Origin of the sequence: Pseudomonas sp., assembly GCF_049645325.1 — a bacterium.
Classification (GTDB): domain Bacteria; phylum Pseudomonadota; class Gammaproteobacteria; order Pseudomonadales; family Pseudomonadaceae; genus Aquipseudomonas.
On record NZ_JBARTQ010000513.1, the window covers coordinates 1 to 22,768 of the forward strand.

The window sequence follows — 22,768 nt, forward strand, 5'->3', positions numbered from 1 at the left end:
GCCTGTGTGCTGGGCGGGCACACCCCGCATATCCTGCGAGAAGCACTGAGTTGGCACATCAACCTGGAAGAAACCGGGCATATGCTGAAGGCGTGATTGATACAGATTCGGGCTGATGCAAACACAGTTTCATCAGCCCGAGCTTCCGAGCCCAACTTTTATAAAAAACTGTACTGCTGTACCGGTCATTTCCTACTGAAATATCCTACCTCGAACTCCATAAACGCCTAAAACGCACCATAAAAGTGCCGACAGGTACAGTTGCCTCAATTTCGTACAGTACAGCCCCTATAAACAGTTAACTGGCCCCTCACAATACAGGTGAACTGTATCTAGAGAGTCTTGCGCAGGAGGAGGATCATTGGCATCAGTTAAACCACTACCTAATCCCGCCACAAGCGGAAGGATGTCACCATGGAACGTACACTCAGTTCCGATCTGTTCTTCGAAGAAAAAGCTGTAAACACCCAGGCTTCCATGCCTTTGCGCGTTCTCGCCAACCTGATGTTGTGGCAGCGCCGCATCTCCAGCCGCCATCAACTGGCTCGTCTGGATTCGCGTCTGCTGGCTGACGCCGGTATCAGCGAAGCTCAACGCTACGAAGAGCTGAGCAAGCCGTTCTGGCGCTGATTCAGCGCTCGCTGGCCCTGACCTGACGGGTCCACTGCCAGCAACCTGATTTGTCAAAGCAAAGCCCGCCCCGGGAAACCGGAGGCGGGCTTTGTTGTTTTTGGGGTTGGGCTTTAGCCGAAAACAGACGACTTTCACGCAGACAGGTACAGTTTAAAAAATACTACAGTTAAGCGGTACAAGTTAACGTTGGTGTATCTGTATCGGTCCTGCGCGGCCAGCCAACATGGTGCTCCAAGACATCATGGAAGCGCCCGTCATGAACACGAATACCTCGTCGTATAAACAGTTGATCGTTGGTACGGCCCGCGCGCTGGGCAGGTGGGCGCGCCAAGCCCACGAGCGCCGCCAGCTGGCTCAACTCGACCCGCGTGAACTGGCAGACGCCGGCATCAGTCAAGGCGACCGAATGGCCGAGTTGTCCAAGCCGTTCTGGCGCGACTGAACAGCCAAGAAACTTCCCCAACGGATAAACGGCAGCTTAAGATCCATTTACCACGTGGCGAACCTTGTAGAGCGGGCGTCTGATGCTCAAGTAGCCGCAATGCCCGTTTCACAGTGGCCGTTTTGCGCCGCTTTATTTGTTTATCTACAGGAGTTTTCCCATGTCCCGCCTTCGCCTGCTGAGTGCTGCCGCATTGTTGGCCGTTGCCGCCAACGCCAACGCCACCAGCCTTATCGTGACCACCGACTCAATCGTTGGTGCGCTGAAAGCCACCTCCGACGCCAGCTCCGATGCCACCTCGTCCCTGCGTGACAACAAAGTCGTACAAGCCGCCCGTGACGACGCCGCCAGCTTTGTCGCCAGCGAAGGCGCCATTCGTGGCGTGAAGCTCGAAAGCGCCCTGGCCCAGATCCGCCAACAGGCTCCGCAACTGAATACCGCGACTGATGCTCAACTGGCCCAAGCTATTCTGGCTATCTGACGGTAGATGAAATTTGGAAGCGCCAGCCGCTTCCAAATGTGTCAACGCTGGCTCTCGCCCGGGCATTACGCTAGCCTTGGCGCTCGCTTTCAGTTGTCGAGTCCCATGGCTTTTTCATACCGCCTGTTACTTGTTCCCTTGTTCTTTTCCGCCTGCTGGTCGCCCTTGGCTTCGGCCTTCGACACGACCACCCAGAGCACCGTCATCAGTGCCTACGCCACCAGCAAGGTGACCTCTGCACCCTTTGACAGAAAGTTAGTACTGGCCGCCCAGGATGACGCTGCCGCTTTTATTGCCACTGACGGCCAATGGCGGGGAGCCCGTCTGGAATCTGCGCTGGATTACCTGCGCCGAACCCAGCCAAAACTTCATGCCAGCGACCTTGAACTGGCGCAGGCAATTCTCGTCCAATAATCATCTTTGTGTTTCCATCTTTGTATCTGGAGTTATTCCATGCGTAGCCCGCTGATCGCCGCCGCTCTCGGCCTGCTGTTGTTGGCCGATGTTGCCCACGCGCAAACCTTGAAAGCCACCAGTAACATCATCGTGCGTGCCTCGGCGCGCACCATTGATTTCACCTCGGACACCACCACGTCCATCCGCGACTCCAAAGTCGTGCGTGAAGCCCACGATGACGCCGCCAGCTTCGTCGCCACCAATGGCGAAATCCGCGGCGCGCAACTCGAAGCCGCTTTCGACACCCTGCGCACGCGCGTACCGGAAGCCCGTGACGCCAGCGACCAGACCCTCGCCGAAGCTATCCTCGCTCTGTGAGGCGTCTCCAGGCCTGGCTTCTGGCCGGTGCTGTGCTGCTTTGTGCAGGCGCAGCCCAGGCCAGCCTGCAACTGCGGCTCAAGACTGATGGCTTGAGCCCGGCCGAACAGCAGGCCAGCCAGGCATTGCTCGATGAAGCGATGCGCGCCTTGCCGCCGCGTTTTATCGAGCAGTTGGACCGGCGCATCGATGTCGGCTGGACTGACAAGATGCCGGAAAACGCTTACGGCCAGGCCTCGCTGGTGTCCGAACTCGACCTCAACCAGAACCTGCTCGCCAGCCTGACCGACGGCAGCGCCGCCACCCAGAAAACCAATCGCCCGCATGGCACCGTACGCCGCGAAATGCTCGCCACGGTGCTGCACGAATTGACCCACATCTACGACCGTGCGCGCCTGTGGTCCAAAGACGACCGGGCACTGATCAATCGGTGCAGCCGGCAGAACAACATTACCGGCCTGATTGGCTTGCCCGATCAATGCCGTGGCCAGAGCGACCGTCGCTTTACCTTGAGTGACGACCCACGCCTGCTGGACCTCGCCGGCTGGCCGCAATATGTCGGCCGTCGCGGCGAGCGTGAACAGCACAACCATCAAGTTGCGCGCAGCCCGGACATCTACGAAACCACCAGCCCGCTGGAGTTTGTGGCGGTCAACATGGAATACTTTCTCCTCGACCCCAGCTATGCGTGCCGCCGCCCCGCGCTGTTCCGGTATTACAAGGAGCACTTCGGCTGGGCGCCACCTGAGCAAGACACCTGCGCCAAGACCTACGCCTTCCTGAACGCCGGCAACGACTTTGCCAAGACGCCGCTGGGCCAGATCGACCCGGAGCGCGTCTACGAAATTGACTACCTGTTGGCCGAAGCCAACGAAAACCTGGTGAGCCGCTGGGGCCACAGCATGTTGCGCCTGGTCATCTGCGCGCCCGGCCGCCCGCGTGGCCCGGATTGCCGGTTGGACCTGGACCAGCATCTGGTGCTGTCCTACCGCGCCTTCGTCGGTGACGTACAACTGTCGAGCTGGGACGGCCTGATCGGCAAGTACCCGTCACGCCTGTTCGTGCTGCCGCTGGCCCAGGTGATCGACGAATACACCAAGACCGAGCTGCGCGGCCTGGCCTCTGTGCCGCTCAAGCTCTCGCGCCAGGAGATCAACGACACCGTCGAGCATGCCGCCGAAATGCACTGGAGCTACGACGGCAATTACTTCTTCATTTCCAACAACTGCGCGGTGGAGAGCCTGAAACTGCTGCGCAGCGGCAGCGCCAACCCGCAATTGACGGGCCTGGACAACATCACCCCCAACGGCTTGCTGGAAGTCCTCGCCGCGCGTGGCTTGGCCGACACCAGTGTGTTGAACGACAAGCGTGAGGCGCTGCGCCTGGGTTATCACTTCGACTCGTTCCGCGAGCGCTACCAGGCGATGTTCGACGTATTGCGCAAGCACCTGCCGATCAAGCAGACCCGCGTCGAAGAGTGGCTTTCACTCAGCGCCCAGGAACGCCGCCAATGGTTCAGCCAAGCAGACCTACGCACCAGCGCCGCGTTGTTGCTGTTGGAGCAGGCCAGCTATCGCAAGCAACTGATGCTGGCCCAGGACGAAGTCAAACAGCGCTACCTGAATGCCCGCGAGCTGAAAAACGGCGGCATGGAGAAGGCCAACAACACCCTGCAACAAATCCTCGCCAACAGTGGTTTCCTCAGCCGCCCGGCGGAATTGCTCGGCAGCGGCGGCTACGGGCTGCCGCAACCCTCAGAATCCAAACGCCTCGAATCGGAAAGCGCCGAGCGCCAGAAACAGCTGCAATCGCTGACCGGCGACCTGGATAAAGAGGTGAGGGCGCTGCTGGACCCGTCCCGCGCCGACGAGATTGCCGCTTGCGAAGCCAACCTCAAGCAGATGGGCGAACATCTGCGCGCACTGCACAAAGCAGCCGGCGGCCTCGAACTGCCCTGATCGCGTTAGAGAAAAAGCCTACAAAACCTCCCATCATCTGATTGCCCGGCGAAAGCTGGCTGAAAGCTTCCCCGTCTAGGATCGCCCCACTGCCGGCAACAGACCGGCTGTTAACAACAACAATGGTGATTCCTGATGTCTGTTTCTACCCGCCTGCTTGCCCCGACTCCACCCGTACGCCTCGTGCCTTTCGCTCTGCGCTGACCCGCACTCGGTCCGCCATTCCCTAGCCGCGCTACGCCTGGAGTACTCCTATGCTGACTTTCCTTGGCTTTGCCATGGTCATCACGTTCATGTTCCTGATCATGACCAAGCGCCTGTCTGCGCTGATCGCCCTGATCATCGTGCCTATCCTGTTCGCGCTGTTCGGCGGTTTCGCACCGAAGATCGGCCCGATGATGCTCGAAGGCATCACCAAGCTCGCGCCGACCGGCGTGATGCTGATGTTCGCCATTCTCTACTTTGCCCTGATGATCGACTCCGGCCTGTTCGACCCGGCCGTGCGCAAGATCCTCAAGATGGTCAAGGGCGACCCGCTGAAAGTCTCGGTCGGCACTGCGGTGCTGGCCCTGGTCGTCTCTCTCGACGGTGACGGCGCCACCACCTACATGATTTGCGTCGCCGCCATGCTGCCGCTGTACCAGCGCATCGGCATGAGCCCACGCATCATGGCTGGCCTGATCATCCTCGCCGGTGGCGTGATGAACATGACGCCTTGGGGCGGCCCGACCGCCCGCGCCGCCAGCGCATTGCATGTGGACCCGTCGGACATTTTTGTACCGATGATCCCCGCCATGGCCGTCGGCGTGGTGGCGATCCTGGTGATTGCCTATATGTACGGCAAGCGCGAACGTGCGCGTTTGGGCGAGCTGCACTTGCAAGGCGACGAGATCGACCACAGCGAAATCAGCGTGTCGCAATACCCGGACGCCCGCCGTCCCAAGCTGATCTGGTTCAACGGCGCGCTGACCCTGGTGCTGATGTGCACCCTGATCGCCGGCCTGTTGCCGCTGCCGGTGCTGTTCATGGTGGCGTTCAGTATCGCGATGATCGTCAACTACCCGTGCCTGCAGCAGCAGAAAGACCGCGTTGCCGCCCACGCTGGCAGCGTGCTGGCGGTGGTCGGGCTGATCTTCGCCGCGGGCATTTTCACCGGCATCCTGTCGGGCACCGGCATGGTCGATGCCATGTCCAAGAGCCTGCTGGCGGTCATTCCCGAAGCCATGGGCCCATACCTGGCCGTGATCACCGCGCTGGTGAGCATGCCGTTTACGTTCTTCATGTCCAACGATGCGTTCTACTACGGCGTATTGCCGGTACTCGCCGAAGCCGCCAGCCACTACGGCATCACCGCCGTCGAAATGGCCCGCGCCTCCATCGTTGGCCAACCCGTGCACTTGCTCAGCCCGCTGGTACCGTCGACCTATCTGTTGGTGGCCCTGGCCGGTATCGAATTTGGCGATCACCAGCGCTTCACCCTCAAGTGGGCAGTGCTGGTATGCCTGTGCATAATGTTCGCCGCGTTGCTGATGGGGATTTTTCCGCTGTTCAGCACTCTATAATCGTACACACCCAACCGCGCGGCGCTGCAGCTTGCGCGGTTTAACATTTGCTCAAAGGAATACACATGGAATGGCTGACCAATCCGGAAATCTGGATTGCCTTCTTCACCCTGACGGCCCTCGAGATCGTCCTGGGCATCGATAACATCATCATGATTTCGATCCTGGTCAGCCGCATGCCCAAGCACATGCAGGCGCGCACCCGGATTTTCGGGCTGGCGCTGGCCATGGTCACGCGAATCCTGTTGCTGCTGTCGATCACCTGGGTCATGCAACTCACCGCCGATTTGTTTGTGGTGTTCGGCCAAGGCATTTCCGGCCGCGACCTGATCCTGTTCTTCGGTGGCCTGTTCCTGCTGTGGAAAAGCTCACAGGAGATGTACCACGCGCTGGAAGGCGAAGACGAAACCCACGATGAGCCGGGTGGCAAAGGTGGCAAGTTCATCTACACCATCATCCAGATCGCGATCATCGACATCGTCTTCTCTCTGGACTCGGTGATCACGGCCGTCGGCATGGTCTCCCATGTGCCGGTCATGGTCGCGGCGATTGTCGTTGCAGTGCTGGTGATGATGCTGGCCGCCGGCACCATCAGCGAATTCATCGACAAGCACCCGTCGCTGAAAATGCTCGCGCTGTCGTTCCTGTTGGTCGTGGGTACCGTATTGATCGCCGAATCCTTCGATGTGCACGTGCCAAAAGGCTACGTTTACTTCGCCATGGCGTTCTCGCTGGCAGTGGAAGCGGTCAACATCAAGATGCGCACCGCGATCGCGAAAAAGAAGAAACAACAGGATCCTGTGAAACTGCGTAAGGACATTCCGGGTCAATAAACCCGAGTCAGACGAAAAAGGGGCTTTTTATAAGCCCCTTTTTTACGCGTAGTGGTGACGCAGAGCGTCACGGGGTACATTCCCACGCAGAGCACGGGAACGATCTTGCTGATTTCATGACAGTTTTGTTTCAATCCCCACTTTAGCTATGCGATGCTGGCGCGGAGCCCATTCGCCAACTACAGCTTAAGTACAAGACGTAGAACGGCACGCGGCAACTTTCCTTCGCTCCTTCTGGAGCACACCCACACGGGGGGCCGAGCATGCTGACCTTGCTCAATCTGCTTTCCGCCGTGACCCTGCTTATCTGGGGCACGCACATTGTCCGTACCGGCATCTTGCGGGTCTACGGTTCCAACTTGCGCCAAGTCATCGGCCAGAACATGTCCAAGCGCTGGCTGGCGTTTGTCGCCGGTATCCTGGTGACGGCCATGGTGCAGAGCAGTAACGCCACGGCGATGCTGGTGACATCCTTTGTCGGCCAAGGCCTGATGGGGCTGATGCCGGCTTTGGCGACCATGCTCGGCGCCGACGTCGGTACTGCGCTGATGGCACGGGTACTGACGTTCGACCTGTCCTGGCTGTCGCCGCTGCTGATTTTCCTCGGGGTGATTTTCTTCCTCTCGCGCAAACAGACGCGGGCCGGGCAGATGGGCCGCGTCGGGATCGGCCTGGGCCTGATCATTCTGGCGCTGCAATTGATCGTTGAAGCCGCCGGGCCGATTACTCACGCCCAAGGCGTCAAAGTCATCTTCGCCTCGCTGACCGGCGATATCTTGCTCGACGCCCTGGTCGGCGCCTTGTTCGCAATGATTTCCTACTCCAGCCTGGCCGCCGTGCTGTTGACGGCCACCCTGGCCGGGGCCGGCGTGATCGGCCTGCACGTGGCCATCGGCCTGGTGATTGGCGCCAACATCGGCAGCGGCATATTGGCCTTCCTCAGCACCAACATGCAGAACGCCGCCGGGCGCCAGGTTGCCCTCGGCAGCCTGTTGTACAAACTGATCGGCCTGCTGCTGATCATTCCGGTACTCGATCCCCTCGTAGGCTGGATGGACGGCCTGGACTACAGCGCCCAAGGCATGGTCATCACCTTCCATGTGCTCTACAACACCAGCCGCTGCCTGATCCTGTTGCCGACCATCGGCCCGATGGCCCGCTTGTGTGCCTGGCTGTTGCCGGAACAGCCGGAGCTCAACGGCAAAGCCAGGCCGCGTCACCTGGACCCGGCCTCGCTCGCCACCCCAAGCCTGGCCCTAGCGAACGCCGCCCGGGAAACCCTGCGCCTGGGTGACTTGATCGACAACATGCTCACCGCGATGCTCGAAGTGCTGCGCGGCAAGCAAACCGCGATCACCCAGGAAATGCGCAGCCTCAGCGATGACGTCGAGGCCCTGTACAGCGCCATCAAGCTTTACCTGGCGCAAATGCCCCGCGAAGACCTCAGCGAACAAGACAGCCGGCGCTGGGCCGAGATCATCGAACTGTCGATCAACCTGAAACTGGCGGGCGACTTGATCGAGCGCATGCTACGCAAAGTCCAGCAGCAGAAAACCTCGCAGCGTCGCCAGTTTTCGGAAGTCGGCCTGGAAGAGTTGGCAGGCCTGCATGCCCAGCTGATTGCCAACCTGCGCCTGGGCTTGTCGGTGTTCCTCAGCGCCGACCCGGAAAGCGCGCGCCAGTTGTTGCGTGAGAAGCGTCGCTTCCGCGCCCAGGAACGCCGTCTGGCCCATGCCCACGTCAGCCGCTTGCAGCGCAAAATCGTCCAGAGCCTGGAGACCAGCTCCCTGCACCTGGAACTGATTGCCGACATGAAACGCCTCAATTCGCTGTTCTGCAGCAGCGCGTATGTCGTGCTGGAAACGTCCGACACCGGCGCACTCTCCGCTGAAGATATTGCAGACATCACGCATTCACCCTGAACGTACGATGGCCGGTGAAGTCAGTTAACAATGGACCTCACCCGCCAGGAAGCTTGTTATGCGTCGCCTGTTATTCGCCTGCCTGCTCATGGGCTCGGCACACACCTTTGCCTTTGACCGCCTGCAAGTCGAGGGCTACACCTTGCCCAACGGCCTGCAACTGCTGCTCAAACCGGGCACGGAGCGTGGGCACGTCGCCATCCGCCTGGTGGTGGGCGTAGGCCTGGACGACTTCTCCTGCGCGCAAAAGGAACTGCCGCACCTGCTCGAGCATTTGCTGTTCAGTGGCATCGACGGCGGCGGTGAAGGCGACCTTGAAGAGCGCATGCAAGCCCTCGGCGGTGAGTGGAACGCCTACACCAGCAACGCCGACACCACCTTCGTGATCGAGGCGCCCGCGCAAAATCAGCGCAAGGTGCTCGACCTGCTGCTGGCCATCCTCACCCGCACCGAACTGACCGACGCGCATATAGAGGCCGCCAAACAGGTGGTCGAACGCGAAGACGGCGGCCATTATTCGCACCTGCAACGCCTGCTTGACCGCCAAGACCTCGGCCACACCGCCAGCAATCAGCTGGCCGTCGAGCTAGGGCTCAAATGCGCCGAACGTGCCGAGGTCGCGCCGCTGACCCGCGATCAACTGGAGGCACTGCGCAAAAACTGGTACGCGCCCAACAACATGACGCTGATCATCGTCGGCGATCTCGACAAAGTGCTTCCCGCCTACCTGGAGCGTACCTACGGCCAGCTCGACCCGGTTGAGCCGAGCGAGCACCTGCCGCTGCCGGAAATCCAGCACGCCGCCGCCAGCCACCGCGACGTGATTCATGGCTGGATCGGTGACAGCGCCAAGCTGCACTGGCTATTCCCCGAACCGGTGCTGGACGACCAGCACGATGAAACCTACGACCTGCTCAAGGATTACCTCGACTGGGCGCTGTACCGCCAACTGCGCCTCAAGCACGGCTTGTCCTACGGCCCGTGGAGCGAGCGCGAAGTGCTGGGCGGCGTCGGTTTCCTCAGCTTGAATGCCGACCTTGAGCGGGACAACATTCCCGAGGCCGAACAGGTGCTGCAAGACCTCAAGGCGCAACTGCTCAAGGATGGCCTCGACCCCGCGACTTTCGCGCGCCTGCAGCAAGCGGCCATAGCACGCCAAGCCTGGGCGGTGCAGGGCAACAGCGCGCTGGCCGACTATTACTGGAGCGCCGCCGGCGACTACAACAACGGCCACTTCAGTGACCCGGTCAAACGCATCAAGGCCGTGAACCTGGAACAAACCAACCAGGCCATGCGTGAAGTGTTCAAACAGCCCGGCTATTGGCGCATCGAAAAGCCGCTGCTGAGCTACGACACCCTGACCTGGATCGGCGCCGGTGTACTCGCGCTCATCGCCATTGTGTTGGGTGGCATTCGGCTTTATCGCAAACCGATTTCGCAATGAGACACCGAACACAGGGCTAAGACGTTATTCTGTCTGGGTTTTTTCCTACACCAACTGTGAACCGCCCATGCCAAGCCTGCCGCCCCTCATCCAGCGCATTCTCGTTCTGATCAAGCGCTACCCAGGGGTGATCGCACTCGGCGGGTTCATTTCGGGCGTGTGCAGCTTCATCCTGGTCGACCGCCAGCAAGGCATGGCCAGCTGGATCGCGGTGATCATGCTGGTGAGCTGGCTGTGGCTGATGCTGGAAAACAGCTTTACCCAGCTGTTTGCCAAGGTTTTCAAGCGGGAAATCCCCGAACCCTTGCTGCGCTACGCCACCCAGATGATCCACCAGGAAAGTCTGTTCTTCGTGCTGCCGTTCTTTTTCGTCACCACGGCCTGGAACAGTGGCCAATCAGTGTTCACCGGCTTGCTCGGCGCCGCCGCGCTGGTGTCGATCACCGACCCGCTGTACTACAAGTGGCTGGCTCCAAAACGCTCTTTGTTCCTTGCGCTGCACACCCTGACGTTGTTCGCCGCGCTGCTCACCGCGCTGCCGATCATCCTGCACCTGACCACCGCCGAAAGTTACAAATTGGCGCTCGGCGTGGCCATGGCGCTGTCGATCCCGAGCCTGGCCGTGAGCCTGCCGCTGCGCAGCATCAAAGGCTGGGTCATGTTGCTGGGGGTCACGGCCGCCATTGGTTGCGCCGGCTGGTTCCTGCGCAGTTGGGTGCCGCCTGCCACGCTGTGGATGACCGAAGTGGCCATCAGCACCCAGTTGCAAGACCGCACACCGGGCGACGACCTCAAGGAAGTCACCGCCGCCCAACTGCGCAGCGGCGGGCTGTATGCCTACACCGCGATCAATGCGCCGCGCGGGCTGGATGAGCGGATCTACCATGTGTGGAAATTCAACGGCAAAGAGGTCGACCGCATCGCCCTGGATATCCACGGCGGGCGCAAGGAAGGCTACCGCGCCTGGACCCACAAGCAGAACTTCCCGCCGGACGCGATTGGCCGCTGGCAGGTGCAGGTCCTGACCGAAGACGGCCAGGTGATTGGTGTGCTGCGCTTCAAAGTCACTGACGCAGCACAAACGGACAACCCAAAGTAGCCTGTATCGTGCTATTACGTAGCAATTGTGGACAGCCAAACAAGCTCGGAGCTTATGACCACCAGTACGACGGCCGGCGCAGCCCATCTCGATAGCACTAGCACACCGCCGTTACTCCGGATTACGGGGGACTGGACGCTTGCCCACTACGCCAACCTGAAAAAGCTCTCGGACACGCTCGACGGCCAATACGACGCAGGCGCCCGCATCGACCTTAACGGCCTCGGCGCCTTGGACACCGCCGGTGCATCGCTGCTGGTGGAGCTGCTCGGCCCAACCCGTATCGAACAGTCCACCGAACAGTCCGACTGCAGCTTGTCCACCGCCGACCGCGCGCTGCTCAAGACCGTCTACCGCTCCCTGAATGACTTTTGCGTACCCGACAAAGCGCCGGAAGAAGCCACCGGCATTCAGCTGCTGGCGCGCATCGGCCGGGCGGTGGATACCGTCTGGCAAGACAGCAAGAAACTGCTCGGGTTTATCGGCCTGATTCTCGAAACCTTCGCCCGCGGTATTTTCCGGCCCAAGCGCTGGCGTATCACGCCAATGGTTGCGCACATCGAACAGACTGGCCTGGACGCCGCGCCCATCGTGGCCTTGCTGACCTTCCTGGTCGGCGCCGTGGTGGCCTTTCTCGGTGCCACGGTGCTCAAAAGCTTTGGCGCCACAATCTTCACCGTCGATTTGGTGGCGTTCTCATTCCTGCGCGAATTCGGCGTGTTGCTCACCGCGATCCTGATCGCCGGGCGCACCGCCAGCGCCTTCACCGCGCAAATCGGCTCAATGAAAGCCAATGAAGAAATTGACGCGATCCGCACCCTCGGCCTCGACCCCATGGAGCTGCTGGTATTGCCGCGCGTGCTGGCGCTGCTGGTGTCGCTGCCGATGCTGACGTTTCTGGCGATGCTCTCGGGGATCGTCGGCGGCGGAGTGGTCTGCGCCGTCGCGCTGGATATTTCACCGGCGATGTTTCTCTCGCTGCTGCAATCGGACATTGGCGTTCAGCATTTTCTGGTGGGCATGGTGAAAGCGCCGATCTTCGCCTTCCTGATCGCCGCCATTGGCTGCCTCGAAGGCTTCAAGGTCAGCGGCAGCGCCGAATCGGTCGGCGCCCACACCACCTCCAGCGTGGTGCAATCGATTTTTGTGGTGATCGTGCTGGATGCAATCGCCGCGATGTTCTTTATGGAGATGGGCTGGTGAGTCGTCTGCACCGTGCGCCCACTGAGGCGGTGATTGAAGTGCGCGGCCTGTGCAACCGCTTTGGCAGCCAGAGCGTGCACGAAAACCTCGACCTGGATTTGTACAAAGGCGAGATCCTGGCGGTGGTCGGCGGCTCCGGCAGCGGCAAGTCGGTACTGTTGCGCAGCATCGTTGGCCTGCGCCGTCCCAGCGAAGGCGAGGTGCGGGTGTTCGGCAAGAACCTGCCCAACCTCTCGGAACATGAACGCTCATTGGTGGAACGGCGCTTCGGCGTGCTGTTCCAGAAGGGCGCGCTGTTTTCCTCGCTGACCGTCACTGAAAACGTCGCGCTGCCGTTGATCGAACATGCCGGGCTCAGCCGCCGCGACGCTGAGCACTTGGCGGCGGTCAAGCTGGCCCTGGCAGGGTTGCCGCTGTCGGCCGCGGATAAATACCCGGCGTCGCTGTCCGGCGGCATGATCAAGCGCGCGGCGCTGGCGCGGGCCTTGGCGCTCGACCCCGACATCCTGTTTCTCGACGAACCCACTGCTGGCCTCGACCCAATTGGCGCGGCGCAGTTCGACCAACTGATCCTGACCCTGCGCGACGCGCTCGGCCTGAGCGTGTTTCTGGTCACCCACGACCTCGACACGCTGTACACCATTACCGACCGCGTGGCGGTGCTGGCGCAGAAGAAAGTGCTGGTGGCCGATGCCATCGATGTCGTCTCGGAAACGGACGACGCGTGGATTCACGAATATTTCCACGGCCCCCGGGGCCGCGCGGCATTGGATGCCGCTCAATCGCTCAACGAGGTATGACATGGAAACCCGAGCCCATCATGTGATGATCGGACTGTTCAGCGTGATCGTGGTGGTCGGCGCGATGCTGTTTGGCTTGTGGCTGGCCAAGTCGAGCGTCGACAGCGCCTTCCAGGACTATGAAGTGGTGTTCAACGAGGCGGTCAGCGGCCTGTCGCAGGGCAGCTCGGTGCAGTACAGCGGGATCAAGGTGGGCGACGTCACCAGCCTGCGCCTGGACCCCAACGACCCGCGCCGCGTACTGGCGCGCATCCGCCTCGCCGGGCAGACGCCGATCAAGGAAGACACCCAGGCCAAGCTCGCGCTGACCGGCATCACCGGCACCTCGATCATCCAGCTCAGCGGCGGCACACCGCAAAGCCCCGAGCTCAAGGGCAAGGACGGCAACCTGCCGGAAATCATCGCCTCGCCATCGCCGATCGCGCGCCTGCTCAATAACAGCAACGACCTGATGACCAGCATCAACCTGCTGCTGCACAACGCCAACCACATGTTCTCCCGCGAGAACGTCGAGCGCCTGAGCAACACCCTGGACAACCTGCAACAAACCACCGGCGCCATCGCCGACCAGCGCGGCGATATCAAGGTGGTGATGCAGCAAATGATGCAGGTGAGCAAGCAGGCCGGCGCCGCGCTGGAGCAGACCACCACGTTGATGCGCAGCGCCAATGGCCTGCTCAACGAGCAAGGCAAGCAGGCCTTTGGCAGTGCCGAACAAGCGATGAAATCCCTTGAGCAAAGCACCGCGACCATCAACACCTTGCTGACCAACAACAAGGACTCGGTGAACAGCGGCCTGCAAGGCCTCAACGAACTGGCGCCAGCAGTGCGCGAACTGCGCGAAACCCTCGGTTCGCTGCGCGCCATCTCCCGCCGCCTCGAAGCCAACCCCAGCGGTTATTTGCTGGGCAGCGACAAGAACAAGGAGTTCACGCCATGAAGCGTGCTTACCAAATGATCGCCCCACTGGCCCTGGTGCTGGTCGGCGCGTGTTCGATCCTGCCCAAGCCAGACCCTTCGGACGTGTACCGCCTGGCGTCCGCCCAGACCACCACCCAGGGCGCACCGGTGAGCTGGTCGCTGCGCGTGAGCAAGCCGCAGAGCAGCGAGTTTCTCGACAGCCCGCGCATTGCCGTGGTGCCCAATGGCGACCTGATCAGCAGCTATGCGAATTCACGCTGGAGCGATCCGTCGCCGGTGCTGTTGCGCAATCGCTTTATGGATGGCTTCCAGCGCGATGGGCGGGTGACACTGCTGAGTACCGACGAGACCAACCTGCAGGCCGACTATGAGCTGGGCGGTCAGCTGCAGGCGTTCCAGAGTGAGTACCGGGGCAGCACGGTGGAGGTGGTGATTCGCCTGGACGCCCGGCTGGTGCGTGGCAGTGACCAGCGGATTATTGCCAGCCGGCGGTTTGAGGTGAAGCAACCGGTGAGTGAGACCAAGGTGCCGGCGGTGGTGGCCGCGTTTGGGCAGGCGGGGGATCAGTTGAATAAGCAGGTGGTGGATTGGGTGGTGACTCAGGGCAATATGGCTGCGAAGCGCTGAGGGCCTCATCGCAGGCACGCCAGCGCCCACATTTGCATGTATTCGCAGTTCAACATGTGGGAGCTGGCTAGCCTGCGATAGCTATTTAAGCCTCAACCAAAAAACCAGTAGCACACCGCAATAGCCGCCACGACGCCGGCAAACTCCGCCAGCAACGCACAGCCCACCGCATGCCTCGCACGCTGAATCCCCACCGAGCCGAAGTACACCGCCAACACATAAAAGGTGGTTTCGGTACTGCCCTGGACCGTTGCCGCCACCAGGGCCGGAAAGCTGTCCACGCCCTTGGTTTGCATGGTCTCGATCAACAGCGCCCGCGCCGCACTGCCGGAAAACGGTTTAACCATCGCGGTCGGTAATGCGTCGACAAAGCGCGTGTCCATGCCGGTCCAGGCCACCAGATGGCGGATGCCTTCCAGGCCGAAGTCCAGCGCGCCGGAGGCGCGCAACACACCCACCGCACACAGCATCGCCACCAGGTACGGCAGCAGGTTCTTGGCGACGTCGAAGCCCTCTTTGGCGCCTTCGACAAACGCTTCGTACACCTTGACCTTGCGCAACGCACCGATCACCAGGAACAGCATGATCAGGCCAAACAGCGTCAGGTTGCCGAGGATCGACGACAAGCCAGCCAACGCCGTGGCAGACAACGTCGCCAGCAACGCCATGAAGCAGCCCAACACCAGCGCGCCGGGAATCAGGTAGGCCAGCACCACCGGGTCCCACAGGCGCAAGCGCTGCATGACTGCTACCGAGAGCAGGCCAACCAGGGTCGAGGCGCTTGTGGCCAGCAGGATCGGCAGGAACACCAGCGTCGGGTCAGCCGCACCTTGCTGGGCGCGGTACATGAAGATGGTCACCGGCAGCAGCGTCAGCGAAGACGCGTTCAGCACCAGGAACAGGATTTGCGCGTTACTCGCGGTGTTGGGGATCGGGTTGAGTTCCTGCAACGCCTTCATGGCCTTGAGGCCGATCGGCGTGGCGGCGTTATCCAGGCCCAGGCCATTGGCAGCGAAGTTGAGGGTGATCAAACCAATGGCGGGGTGGCCGGCGGGCACTTCGGGCATCAGGCGGCGGAACAGCGGGCCGAGCGCCTTGGCCAGCCAGTCGACAATCCCGGCTTTTTCGGCGATGCGCAAAAAGCCCAGCCATAAGGTCAGGGTGCCGAACAACAACACCATGACTTCCACCGACAATTTGGCCATGGCGAAAATGCTTTCCACCATCGCCGCAAAAATCCCGGCATTCCCGCCAATCAGCCATTGCGCCAGTGCTGACACCATTGCCACGACAAAGAAGCCAAGCCACAGGCCATTGAGCATCAGTTGAATCCCCCGAAAGATGGGGCGAATGATAGCGGGGCTGACAGAAACGACAAACCCCGGAATTTTCCGGGGTTTGTGTTCACGCCGCGAACGATCAGCCGCGGGTGGCTTGGGCGGTCGGTGAGGCTTCTTTACTGCGCCAGTGCGGCAGGGAGTTCCAGTAGCGCTCGCCCTTGGCGTCGTCGTACATGCCTTCCCAACGGGAGATGACCAACACGGCCAGGGCGTTGCCGATCACGTTCAGTGCGGTACGCGCCATGTCCATCACACGGTCGACACCGGCGATGAACGCCAGGCCTTCCAGTGGAATGCCCACGCTGCCCAAGGTTGCCAGCAGCACCACGAAGGACACACCCGGCACGCCGGCAATGCCTTTGGAGGTGACCATCAGGGTCAGTACCAGCATCAGTTGCTGGCCGATCGACAGGTCGATGCCATACAACTGGGCGATAAAGATCGCCGCAATACTCTGGTACAGAGTCGAACCGTCGAGGTTGAACGAGTAACCGGTCGGCACCACGAAGCTGCAGATGGCCTTCGGCGCGCCGTAGGCTTCCATCTTCTCGATCACACGCGGCAGCACGGTTTCGGAGCTGGCGGTGGAGTAGGCCAGCACCAGCTCATCCTTGAAGATGCGCATCAGCTTGATCACCGAGAAGCCAAACAGGCGAGCGATCAGACCCAGTACCACAAAGGCGAAGAACAGGATGGCGACGTAAACCAGGATCACCAGCTTGGCCAGCGGCAGCAGCGAAGCGAAGCCAAAGTTGGCGACCGTCACCGCGATCAAGGCGAATACGCCGATCGGGGCGTACTTCATGATCATGTGGGTGACTTTGAACATGCTCTCGGACACGCCCTGGAACATCGTCACCAGCGGCTCGCGCAGTTCAGGCTTGAGGCTCGACAAGCCAAGGCCGAACAGCACCGAGAAGAAGATGATCGGCAGCATGTCGCCACGGGCCACGGCGGCGAAGATGTTCGACGGGATCAGGTTGAGGATCGTCTCGATGAACGCATGCTCATGCTGCACTTCCGCCGCGGTGGCGGTGTACTTGGAAATATCGACGGTACCCAGGGTACTCATGTCGATACCCGCACCCGGGTGGAACAGGTTGGCCAGCAACAGGCCGACCACAATGGCAATGGTCGTGACGATCTCGAAGTAAAGGATGGTTTTGACGCCGATGCGACCGAGCTTTTTCGCGTCGCCTACACCGGCAATGCCGACGATCAGCGAGGAAATCACAATCGGGATCACGATCATCTTGATCAGGCGGATAAAGATATCGCCCGCTGGCTGCAACACATTGCTGATCCACCAGGCTTTCTCAGCACTGAAATGGTTGAGCACTGCACCGATTGCAATCCCCAACACCAAACCGATGAGGATCTGCCAGGCGAGGCTTAGCTTTGCCTTCTTCATGTCATTACCCTTACTTCAAGTGGACTTAAGGCAAATGCGCCATCTGGAACGCCCGGAAGCGAAAAAGTGTGTGCATCTGCCTCCGTAGAAGGTCACCGCAGCGTGGCCGAAATGGCTTACTGGCAGGCGAAAAAAGGCGCAACTATTCCCATGCAAGGGAGCGACGTCTAATGCCGTAAACGCCTACCCTATGCCGAATCGGCATGGCTTTTTTTGAAATTAACTGTCCGAACGGTCAGTTCGATTCCGCCATTAAGGCGGGTGAATATGCCGTGGACCTGCCAAACCCGGCTCGCACAGAGATGTTGAACGACTCGCAGCGAGTGGCAGAAATGCCTGGGAATTCACGGGATTGGCGTCAGAAATGTCCTATAGCGCACACAAAACTTTCTCGATAGATGGTCACTCAGACACACCAAGTAATGCTTAGTCACAAGCAAAACGGAAAATATCGGCTATGGACGGTATAACACAGGGTAGGAACCTCAAAAGCCCGCCGCAAGTTCAGCAAGCTTGAGGACTTGTGAACTTGCGTCGCAGCTTTTCACCTGACCCGGCCCTTGCGCAGGCACTCCCTGTACCCGTAGGTCACGCCGATCTGGATCGATCAGAGCAACCCGGCCCCCTGGTCATGCATCACCCTTGGCGAGTGATGCAGACAGAAAGAAGCGAGGGGCTTCTTTCTATGGACGCTGGCTCCGTTGACGCGGTGCGCGTCAGACGGAACCTAGTACCAATTCGGATCTTTCTTCAACTGCTCCATCAGCAGCTTCTGCATGCCTTCATTCGGCTTACCGAGGAAACGGTAATCGGCGTGCCGTGTCGGCGATTTGTCCGACGGCAAACCGGCCGGGACTTGTACCAACATGGCGTAGGCATCTTTCTTGTCGTAGCTGAAGGCAACGATCAATCGCTTGTTCAGGCAAGTGTCCGCGGTTTCGCAGAGCGGCCCGACCAGGTATTTATCGCCATCTTCTTCCACGGCATTCATTTGTTCGGCGGTGCCCGACAGGTTCATCACCCATTCCGGCAAGCGCTCTTCTTTCTTCACCACGCCTTGCCAAGTCTCGCGATACTGCGGGTTCGAGGTCAGCAATTCGTTGGCCCGGCTCTGGCCGTCATTGGCGGCCATCACCAGACCGCTGCCGCCCAGGAGCAGGGCAGCAGCAAGGGTTTTGAGGGACAGAGTGGTCATATTCAGCCTCGGCCGCGACGACCAAAGAAGAACGAAGCGATGAACATCACCAGGAAGACCACAAACAGGATCTTGGCGATACCCGTGGCGGTGCCGGCGATACCACCGAAGCCCAGGACTGCAGCCACAATGGCGATGATCAGAAATGTGATTGCCCAACTCAACATGGTGATTCTCCTTACGCTTTTATAGAGGTAACAGCGGTAGTGCCGTGCAGCCGCTTAACCAAGCGACCTTTTCTTGCTTAAAACACCCAACGCTCTTGAGCAGGCAGCTCGCCCAGGGACAAATCCTGGTCGGCCACTCTCAACGACGGGGCGGTTACATCGGCAGCAGCACTGCCAACGGAACGGAAATGGGTCTGGGTCATCGACGGATGTTCAAATTGCGGGATCTGTTGCTGACTCTGCTGCCAATGTTGCAGCTGCTGGCCGGCGATCAACGTGACCATCAACGCCAGGCTTGCGAACAGGCCCTGCTGCAAGCGCAGAGGCGACACACGTAGTTGGCTGAGGCGTTGGCGAGTCATGCTGCGTTTCTCCCGCATTCTGATTATTCGTTTGTTGGGAGAGGTATTGCAGACTGCATGCCAGATTTTTTACAAAATAAAACTCAATAAAATCAATACGTTAAAGATCAATCAACGTTAGCCAGCCCAGCATCCTGCACGATGGGCCTATCCTGGCCGTGCGAAATGCACGATGGTCAGTGGTCGGGTCAAGGGATCGAATGCAGGTGAGGCGTTGCCGAAGTGGCAAGAAGGCATGAAAACGCCACCTGTGGGCGTGTTTGTAGGAGAACGTGCAGATACCTGCGCGAAGATGCCTTTTATGAATCAGAATAAACCATGCAACTTGCCCGATTATTCCGGGACTAATCAGCAACATTCACAGTTTAAGGAGCGCGGGACAGATGGAATCAGCCAAGGAACTTCAAGGCCGCATTCTTTTAGTGGATGACGAATCCGCAATCCTCCGCACCTTCCGTTATTGCCTGGAAGATGAAGGCTACACCGTCGCCACCGCCAACAGCGCCGCCCAAGCTGATGCGCTGATGCAGCGCCAAGTGTTCGACCTGTGCTTCCTCGACCTGCGCCTTGGCGAAGACAACGGCCTGGACGTACTCGCCCAGATGCGCATTCAGGCGCCCTGGATGCGCGTGGTGATTGTTACCGCGCATTCTGCCGTGGACACCGCCGTCGATGCGATCCAGGCCGGCGCTGCCGACTACCTGGTCAAACCCTGCAGCCCGGACCAACTGCGTCTGGCCACCGCCAAGCAGCTGGAGGTGCGCCAACTTTCGGCGCGTCTGGAAGCGCTGGAAGGTGAAGTGCGCAAACCCAAGGACGGCCTCGACTCCCACAGCCCGGCCATGATGGTTGTGCTGGAAACCGCGCGCCAGGTGGCGGGCACCGATGCGAATATCTTGATCCTCGGCGAATCCGGCACGGGTAAAGGTGAGTTGGCTCGGGCCATCCACGGCTGGAGCAAGCGCGCGAAGAAATCCTGCGTCACCATTAACTGCCCGTCGTTGACGGCTGAATTGATGGAAAGCGAGCTGTTCGGCCACAGTCGCGGTGCGTTTACCGGCGCCAGCGAAAGCACCTTGGGCCGTGTCAACCAGGCGGACGGCGGCACGCTGTTTCTCGACGAGATCGGCGACTTTCCCCTCACGTTGCAGCCAAAACTCCTGCGATTCATCCAGGATAAGGAATACGAGCGTGTGGGCGACCCGGTGACTCGTCGCGCCGACGTACGCATCCTCGCCGCCACCAACCTGAACCTGGAAGACATGGTGCGCGATGGCCGCTTCCGCGAAGATTTGCTCTACCGCCTCAACGTCATCACCCTGCACCTGCCGCCACTGCGCGAACGCAGCGAAGACATCCTGACCCTGGCCGACCGTTTCCTGGCGCGCTTCGTCAAGGAGTACGCCCGACCCGCTCGTGGTTTCAGCGACGAGGCGCGCGAGGCACTGCTCAATTACCGCTGGCCGGGCAATATCCGCGAGCTGCGCAACGTGGTGGAACGTGCCAGCATTATTTGCCCGCAAGAGAAGGTCGAGATCAGCCACCTCGGGATGGCCGAGCAACCGACCAACAATGCCCCGCGTATCGGCGCGGCGTTGAGCCTGGACGAGCTGGAGAAAGCGCATATCGGCGCCGTACTCGCCACCAGCGACACCCTCGACCAGGCAGCCCGAACCCTGGGCATCGACGCATCGACCCTGTACCGCAAACGCAAACAGTACAACCTGTGAGCTGCACCCTATGAAGCTTGCGATGAAACTGCGCACTCGGCTGTTCCTGAGTATCTCAGCGCTTATCACCGTCGCCCTGCTGGGTTTGATCCTGGGCTTGGTCAGCGTCATGCAAATGGCCAAGACCCAGGAATCGCTGATACGCAGCAATTTCATCACCCTGGACCTGGGGCTGAAACTGCGTCAGAGCCTGGGCGACCAACTGATCATGATGCTGGAAAAGCGCCCTGACCCCGACGCGCTTCAGGCGTCAAAACAGCGCTATTTCGACTTGCTGGCGCAGGGCATTGCCCATGAGGAAAGCGACGGCGGCAGCCATGGGTTCAGCCAGGCCCATTCCGATTACCAGAATCTGCTGGAAGCATTCGACGAATCCCAGCAGGCCACGCCGCCACCGGGCAGCAAGGAAAAACTCACCGAAACCTTCAACGTGCTGCGCAACGGCTTGATCGCCGAGCACAAGATGGCCTTGGAAAACATCAGCAACAGTGAACACAAATCCCGCGAGCGCGCGCTGTTGATTGCCGGCCTGCTCGGGCTGGTGGGGCTGGCGGTATTGATCATCGGTTTCGTCACCGCTCACGGTATCGCGCGGCGATTTGGCGGACCGATCGAAGCGCTGGCCAAAGCGGCGGACAAGATCGGGCAGGGCGACTTTGAAGTGACGCTGCCGATCTCCTCGGCGGCGGAAATGAACCAGCTGACTCGCCGCTTCGGGATCATGGCCGAGGCGCTGCGCCAACATCAGGCAACCAATGTCGACGAACTGCTGGCCGGCCAGCAACGCCTGCAAGCCGTGCTCGACAGCATCGACGATGGCCTGCTGATGATCGATCGCCAAGGCCGCCTGGAGCACCTCAACCCCGTCGCACAGCGCCAACTGGGCTGGGACGAGGAACGCCTGGGCCAGGGCTTGGGTGAGGCATTGGGCCGCCCGGAAATGGACGAACAACTGCAACTGGTGCTGCGCGGCGGCAACCTTGAGCGCGCGCCCGAAGACCTGGAAGTGGAAGTCGACGGCGAATTACGCCTGCTGACCTACAGCCTGACGCCCGTCAGCCATACCCAGGGGCATATTTTGGGTGCGGTGATGGTGCTGCATGATGTCACCGAACAGCGCGCCTTCGAGCGCGTGCGCAGCGAGTTTGTTTTGCGCGCCTCCCATGAGCTGCGTACCCCCGTGACCGGCATGCACATGGCGTTCGGCCTGTTCCGCGAGCGCGCGAAGTTTCCGGCGGAGTCCCGTGAAGCGGACCTGCTGGATACCGTTAATGAAGAAATGCAACGCCTGATGCAGTTGATCAACGACCTCCTCAACTTTTCGCGCTATCAGAACGGCCTGCAAAAGCTGACGCTGGGGCCGTGCGACGTCACCGATTTGCTGGAGCACGCTCGCGCCCGGTTTGCCGAGCTGGCGAATGCGCAACACATCGAACTGCTGGTAGAAGCCCAAACCGACTTGCCTCGGCTGTATGCCGACCAGGCGCAACTGGAGCGCGTGCTCGACAACCTGCTGGCCAACGCCTTGCGCCACACCGCCGAGGGCGGGCAGATTCGCCTGCAGGCGCGCCGTCACGGCGAACGGGTGATTATCAGCGTCGAGGACAATGGAGAAGGAATCGCTTACGGCCAGCAAGGTCGCATCTTCGAACCCTTCGTTCAGGTCGGCCGCAAGAAAGGCGGCGCCGGACTGGGCTTGGCGCTGTGCAAGGAAATCGTGCAACTCCACGGAGGCCGCATGGGCGTGTATTCGCGGCCGGCGCAAGGTACGCAGTTTTACATGGCGCTACCGCTGTAATCCGGCTGGGCCATGTCTTAACACCCAAAAAAATGTGGGAGCGGGCTTGCTCGCGAAGGCGGTGTA

The 22,768-nt window shown here is 60.5% G+C and carries 23 protein-coding genes; 18 read left to right on the forward strand and 5 right to left on the reverse strand.

Going from position 1 to position 22,768, the window contains the following annotated elements; genetic code table 11:
• The 16 genes from WBB95_RS21805 to WBB95_RS21880 form a co-directional block, all read left to right on the forward strand.
• Positions 1-96, forward strand: a 96-nt coding sequence (locus WBB95_RS21805) for a hypothetical protein (RefSeq protein ID WP_424489472.1), incomplete at its 5' end; no start/stop codon positions are given.
• Between the two features lie 318 nt (positions 97-414).
• Positions 415-630 (forward strand): DUF1127 domain-containing protein, encoded by a 216-nt coding sequence (locus WBB95_RS21810; protein WP_048721398.1) that lies wholly within the window; start codon positions 415-417, stop codon positions 628-630.
• A 259-nt stretch (positions 631-889) separates the two neighbouring features.
• On the forward strand, positions 890-1,075 hold the full coding sequence (locus WBB95_RS21815; protein WP_424489455.1) for a DUF1127 domain-containing protein: 186 nt from the start codon (positions 890-892) through the stop codon (positions 1,073-1,075).
• Between the two features lie 160 nt (positions 1,076-1,235).
• Positions 1,236-1,556, forward strand: coding sequence for a DUF2388 domain-containing protein (locus WBB95_RS21820; RefSeq protein ID WP_424489456.1), 321 nt, complete (start codon positions 1,236-1,238; stop codon positions 1,554-1,556).
• A gap of 105 nt (positions 1,557-1,661) precedes the next feature.
• Positions 1,662-1,970: a DUF2388 domain-containing protein gene (locus tag WBB95_RS21825; protein WP_424489457.1), complete on the forward strand. Its 309-nt coding sequence runs from the start codon at positions 1,662-1,664 to the stop codon at positions 1,968-1,970.
• 39 nt (positions 1,971-2,009) lie between these two features.
• Complete coding sequence (locus WBB95_RS21830) at positions 2,010-2,330, forward strand: DUF2388 domain-containing protein (protein WP_071486755.1); 321 nt, start codon at positions 2,010-2,012, stop codon at positions 2,328-2,330.
• Positions 2,327-4,288 (forward strand): DUF4105 domain-containing protein, encoded by a 1,962-nt coding sequence (locus tag WBB95_RS21835; protein ID WP_424489458.1) that lies wholly within the window; start codon positions 2,327-2,329, stop codon positions 4,286-4,288. The genes WBB95_RS21830 and WBB95_RS21835 overlap by 4 nt, the downstream gene beginning before the upstream one ends.
• A gap of 254 nt (positions 4,289-4,542) precedes the next feature.
• Entirely contained in the window at positions 4,543-5,850 is a 1,308-nt protein-coding gene (locus WBB95_RS21840) for a CitMHS family transporter (RefSeq protein ID WP_424489459.1), read from the forward strand.
• A 65-nt stretch (positions 5,851-5,915) separates the two neighbouring features.
• Positions 5,916-6,683 carry a TerC family protein gene (locus tag WBB95_RS21845; RefSeq protein WP_017139071.1) on the forward strand — a complete coding sequence of 256 codons (768 nt, stop codon included), beginning with the start codon at positions 5,916-5,918 and terminating at the stop codon, positions 6,681-6,683.
• Between the two features lie 263 nt (positions 6,684-6,946).
• Positions 6,947-8,605 carry a Na/Pi cotransporter family protein gene (locus WBB95_RS21850; RefSeq protein WP_424489460.1) on the forward strand — a complete coding sequence of 553 codons (1,659 nt, stop codon included), beginning with the start codon at positions 6,947-6,949 and terminating at the stop codon, positions 8,603-8,605.
• 58 nt (positions 8,606-8,663) lie between these two features.
• Positions 8,664-10,049 (forward strand): M16 family metallopeptidase, encoded by a 1,386-nt coding sequence (locus tag WBB95_RS21855; protein ID WP_424489461.1) that lies wholly within the window; start codon positions 8,664-8,666, stop codon positions 10,047-10,049.
• 67 nt (positions 10,050-10,116) lie between these two features.
• Positions 10,117-11,148 carry a DUF5924 family protein gene (locus WBB95_RS21860; RefSeq protein WP_424489462.1) on the forward strand — a complete coding sequence of 344 codons (1,032 nt, stop codon included), beginning with the start codon at positions 10,117-10,119 and terminating at the stop codon, positions 11,146-11,148.
• 54 nt (positions 11,149-11,202) lie between these two features.
• Positions 11,203-12,351, forward strand: a complete 1,149-nt coding sequence (locus WBB95_RS21865; RefSeq protein ID WP_424489463.1) for an MlaE family lipid ABC transporter permease subunit — start codon at positions 11,203-11,205, stop codon at positions 12,349-12,351.
• A complete protein-coding gene (locus tag WBB95_RS21870; RefSeq protein ID WP_017139076.1) occupies positions 12,348-13,151 on the forward strand; it encodes an ABC transporter ATP-binding protein in 804 nt (267 codons plus the stop codon). The genes WBB95_RS21865 and WBB95_RS21870 overlap by 4 nt, the downstream gene beginning before the upstream one ends.
• Position 13,152: 1 nt before the next feature.
• A complete protein-coding gene (locus WBB95_RS21875; protein WP_424489464.1) occupies positions 13,153-14,091 on the forward strand; it encodes an MlaD family protein in 939 nt (312 codons plus the stop codon).
• The gene (locus tag WBB95_RS21880; RefSeq protein WP_424489465.1) at positions 14,088-14,699 is read left to right on the forward strand and encodes an ABC-type transport auxiliary lipoprotein family protein; all 612 of its coding nucleotides are present in this window, start codon (positions 14,088-14,090) and stop codon (positions 14,697-14,699) included. Before WBB95_RS21875 ends, WBB95_RS21880 begins: the two co-directional genes overlap by 4 nt.
• Before the next feature lie 92 nt (positions 14,700-14,791).
• Here the strand turns inward: WBB95_RS21880 and WBB95_RS21885 are convergent, their stop codons facing one another.
• The 5 genes from WBB95_RS21885 to WBB95_RS21905 form a co-directional block, all read right to left on the reverse strand.
• Positions 14,792-16,021 (reverse strand): nucleoside recognition domain-containing protein, encoded by a 1,230-nt coding sequence (locus WBB95_RS21885; protein ID WP_424489466.1) that lies wholly within the window; start codon positions 16,019-16,021, stop codon positions 14,792-14,794.
• 97 nt (positions 16,022-16,118) lie between these two features.
• On the reverse strand, positions 16,119-17,450 hold the full coding sequence (gene gltP, locus WBB95_RS21890) for a glutamate/aspartate:proton symporter GltP (protein WP_424489467.1): 1,332 nt from the start codon (positions 17,448-17,450) through the stop codon (positions 16,119-16,121).
• A 727-nt stretch (positions 17,451-18,177) separates the two neighbouring features.
• Positions 18,178-18,645 carry an inhibitor of vertebrate lysozyme family protein gene (locus tag WBB95_RS21895; RefSeq protein WP_424489468.1) on the reverse strand — a complete coding sequence of 156 codons (468 nt, stop codon included), beginning with the start codon at positions 18,643-18,645 and terminating at the stop codon, positions 18,178-18,180.
• Between the two features lie 2 nt (positions 18,646-18,647).
• Positions 18,648-18,812: a DUF1328 domain-containing protein gene (locus WBB95_RS21900; protein ID WP_003170804.1), complete on the reverse strand. Its 165-nt coding sequence runs from the start codon at positions 18,810-18,812 to the stop codon at positions 18,648-18,650.
• Positions 18,813-18,889: 77 nt separating this feature from the next.
• On the reverse strand, positions 18,890-19,174 hold the full coding sequence (locus WBB95_RS21905) for a hypothetical protein (RefSeq protein WP_424489469.1): 285 nt from the start codon (positions 19,172-19,174) through the stop codon (positions 18,890-18,892).
• A gap of 383 nt (positions 19,175-19,557) precedes the next feature.
• On the opposite strand from WBB95_RS21905, the gene algB reads away from it, so the two are divergent.
• Together algB and WBB95_RS21915 are read left to right on the forward strand one after the other, a co-directional pair.
• A complete protein-coding gene (gene algB, locus WBB95_RS21910) occupies positions 19,558-20,904 on the forward strand; it encodes a sigma-54-dependent response regulator transcription factor AlgB (protein WP_424489470.1) in 1,347 nt (448 codons plus the stop codon).
• Positions 20,905-20,914: 10 nt separating this feature from the next.
• Positions 20,915-22,702, forward strand: coding sequence for an ATP-binding protein (locus WBB95_RS21915; protein WP_424489471.1), 1,788 nt, complete (start codon positions 20,915-20,917; stop codon positions 22,700-22,702).
• Positions 22,703-22,768: the final 66 nt, after the last annotated feature.

Excerpts from the sequence above, each read along its gene's own strand:
- WBB95_RS21855 (WP_424489461.1), top strand. The coding sequence starts at position 8,664 with ATGCGTCGCCTGTTATTCGCCTGCCTGCTCATGGGCTCGGCACACACC.
- WBB95_RS21865 (WP_424489463.1), top strand. The coding sequence starts at position 11,203 with ATGACCACCAGTACGACGGCCGGCGCAGCCCATCTCGATAGCACTAGC.
- WBB95_RS21850 (WP_424489460.1), top strand. The coding sequence starts at position 6,947 with ATGCTGACCTTGCTCAATCTGCTTTCCGCCGTGACCCTGCTTATCTGG.
- WBB95_RS21895 (WP_424489468.1), bottom strand. The coding sequence starts at position 18,645 with ATGACCACTCTGTCCCTCAAAACCCTTGCTGCTGCCCTGCTCCTGGGC.
- WBB95_RS21825 (WP_424489457.1), top strand. The coding sequence starts at position 1,662 with ATGGCTTTTTCATACCGCCTGTTACTTGTTCCCTTGTTCTTTTCCGCC.
- WBB95_RS21845 (WP_017139071.1), top strand. The coding sequence starts at position 5,916 with ATGGAATGGCTGACCAATCCGGAAATCTGGATTGCCTTCTTCACCCTG.
- WBB95_RS21830 (WP_071486755.1), top strand. The coding sequence starts at position 2,010 with ATGCGTAGCCCGCTGATCGCCGCCGCTCTCGGCCTGCTGTTGTTGGCC.
- WBB95_RS21815 (WP_424489455.1), top strand. The coding sequence starts at position 890 with ATGAACACGAATACCTCGTCGTATAAACAGTTGATCGTTGGTACGGCC.
- WBB95_RS21875 (WP_424489464.1), top strand. The coding sequence starts at position 13,153 with ATGGAAACCCGAGCCCATCATGTGATGATCGGACTGTTCAGCGTGATC.
- WBB95_RS21905 (WP_424489469.1), bottom strand. The coding sequence starts at position 19,174 with ATGACTCGCCAACGCCTCAGCCAACTACGTGTGTCGCCTCTGCGCTTG.
- WBB95_RS21900 (WP_003170804.1), bottom strand. The coding sequence starts at position 18,812 with ATGTTGAGTTGGGCAATCACATTTCTGATCATCGCCATTGTGGCTGCA.
- WBB95_RS21820 (WP_424489456.1), top strand. The coding sequence starts at position 1,236 with ATGTCCCGCCTTCGCCTGCTGAGTGCTGCCGCATTGTTGGCCGTTGCC.
- WBB95_RS21810 (WP_048721398.1), top strand. The coding sequence starts at position 415 with ATGGAACGTACACTCAGTTCCGATCTGTTCTTCGAAGAAAAAGCTGTA.
- WBB95_RS21885 (WP_424489466.1), bottom strand. The coding sequence starts at position 16,021 with ATGCTCAATGGCCTGTGGCTTGGCTTCTTTGTCGTGGCAATGGTGTCA.
- WBB95_RS21880 (WP_424489465.1), top strand. The coding sequence starts at position 14,088 with ATGAAGCGTGCTTACCAAATGATCGCCCCACTGGCCCTGGTGCTGGTC.
- WBB95_RS21840 (WP_424489459.1), top strand. The coding sequence starts at position 4,543 with ATGCTGACTTTCCTTGGCTTTGCCATGGTCATCACGTTCATGTTCCTG.
- gltP (WP_424489467.1), bottom strand. The coding sequence starts at position 17,450 with ATGAAGAAGGCAAAGCTAAGCCTCGCCTGGCAGATCCTCATCGGTTTG.
- algB (WP_424489470.1), top strand. The coding sequence starts at position 19,558 with ATGGAATCAGCCAAGGAACTTCAAGGCCGCATTCTTTTAGTGGATGAC.
- WBB95_RS21915 (WP_424489471.1), top strand. The coding sequence starts at position 20,915 with ATGAAGCTTGCGATGAAACTGCGCACTCGGCTGTTCCTGAGTATCTCA.
- WBB95_RS21860 (WP_424489462.1), top strand. The coding sequence starts at position 10,117 with ATGCCAAGCCTGCCGCCCCTCATCCAGCGCATTCTCGTTCTGATCAAG.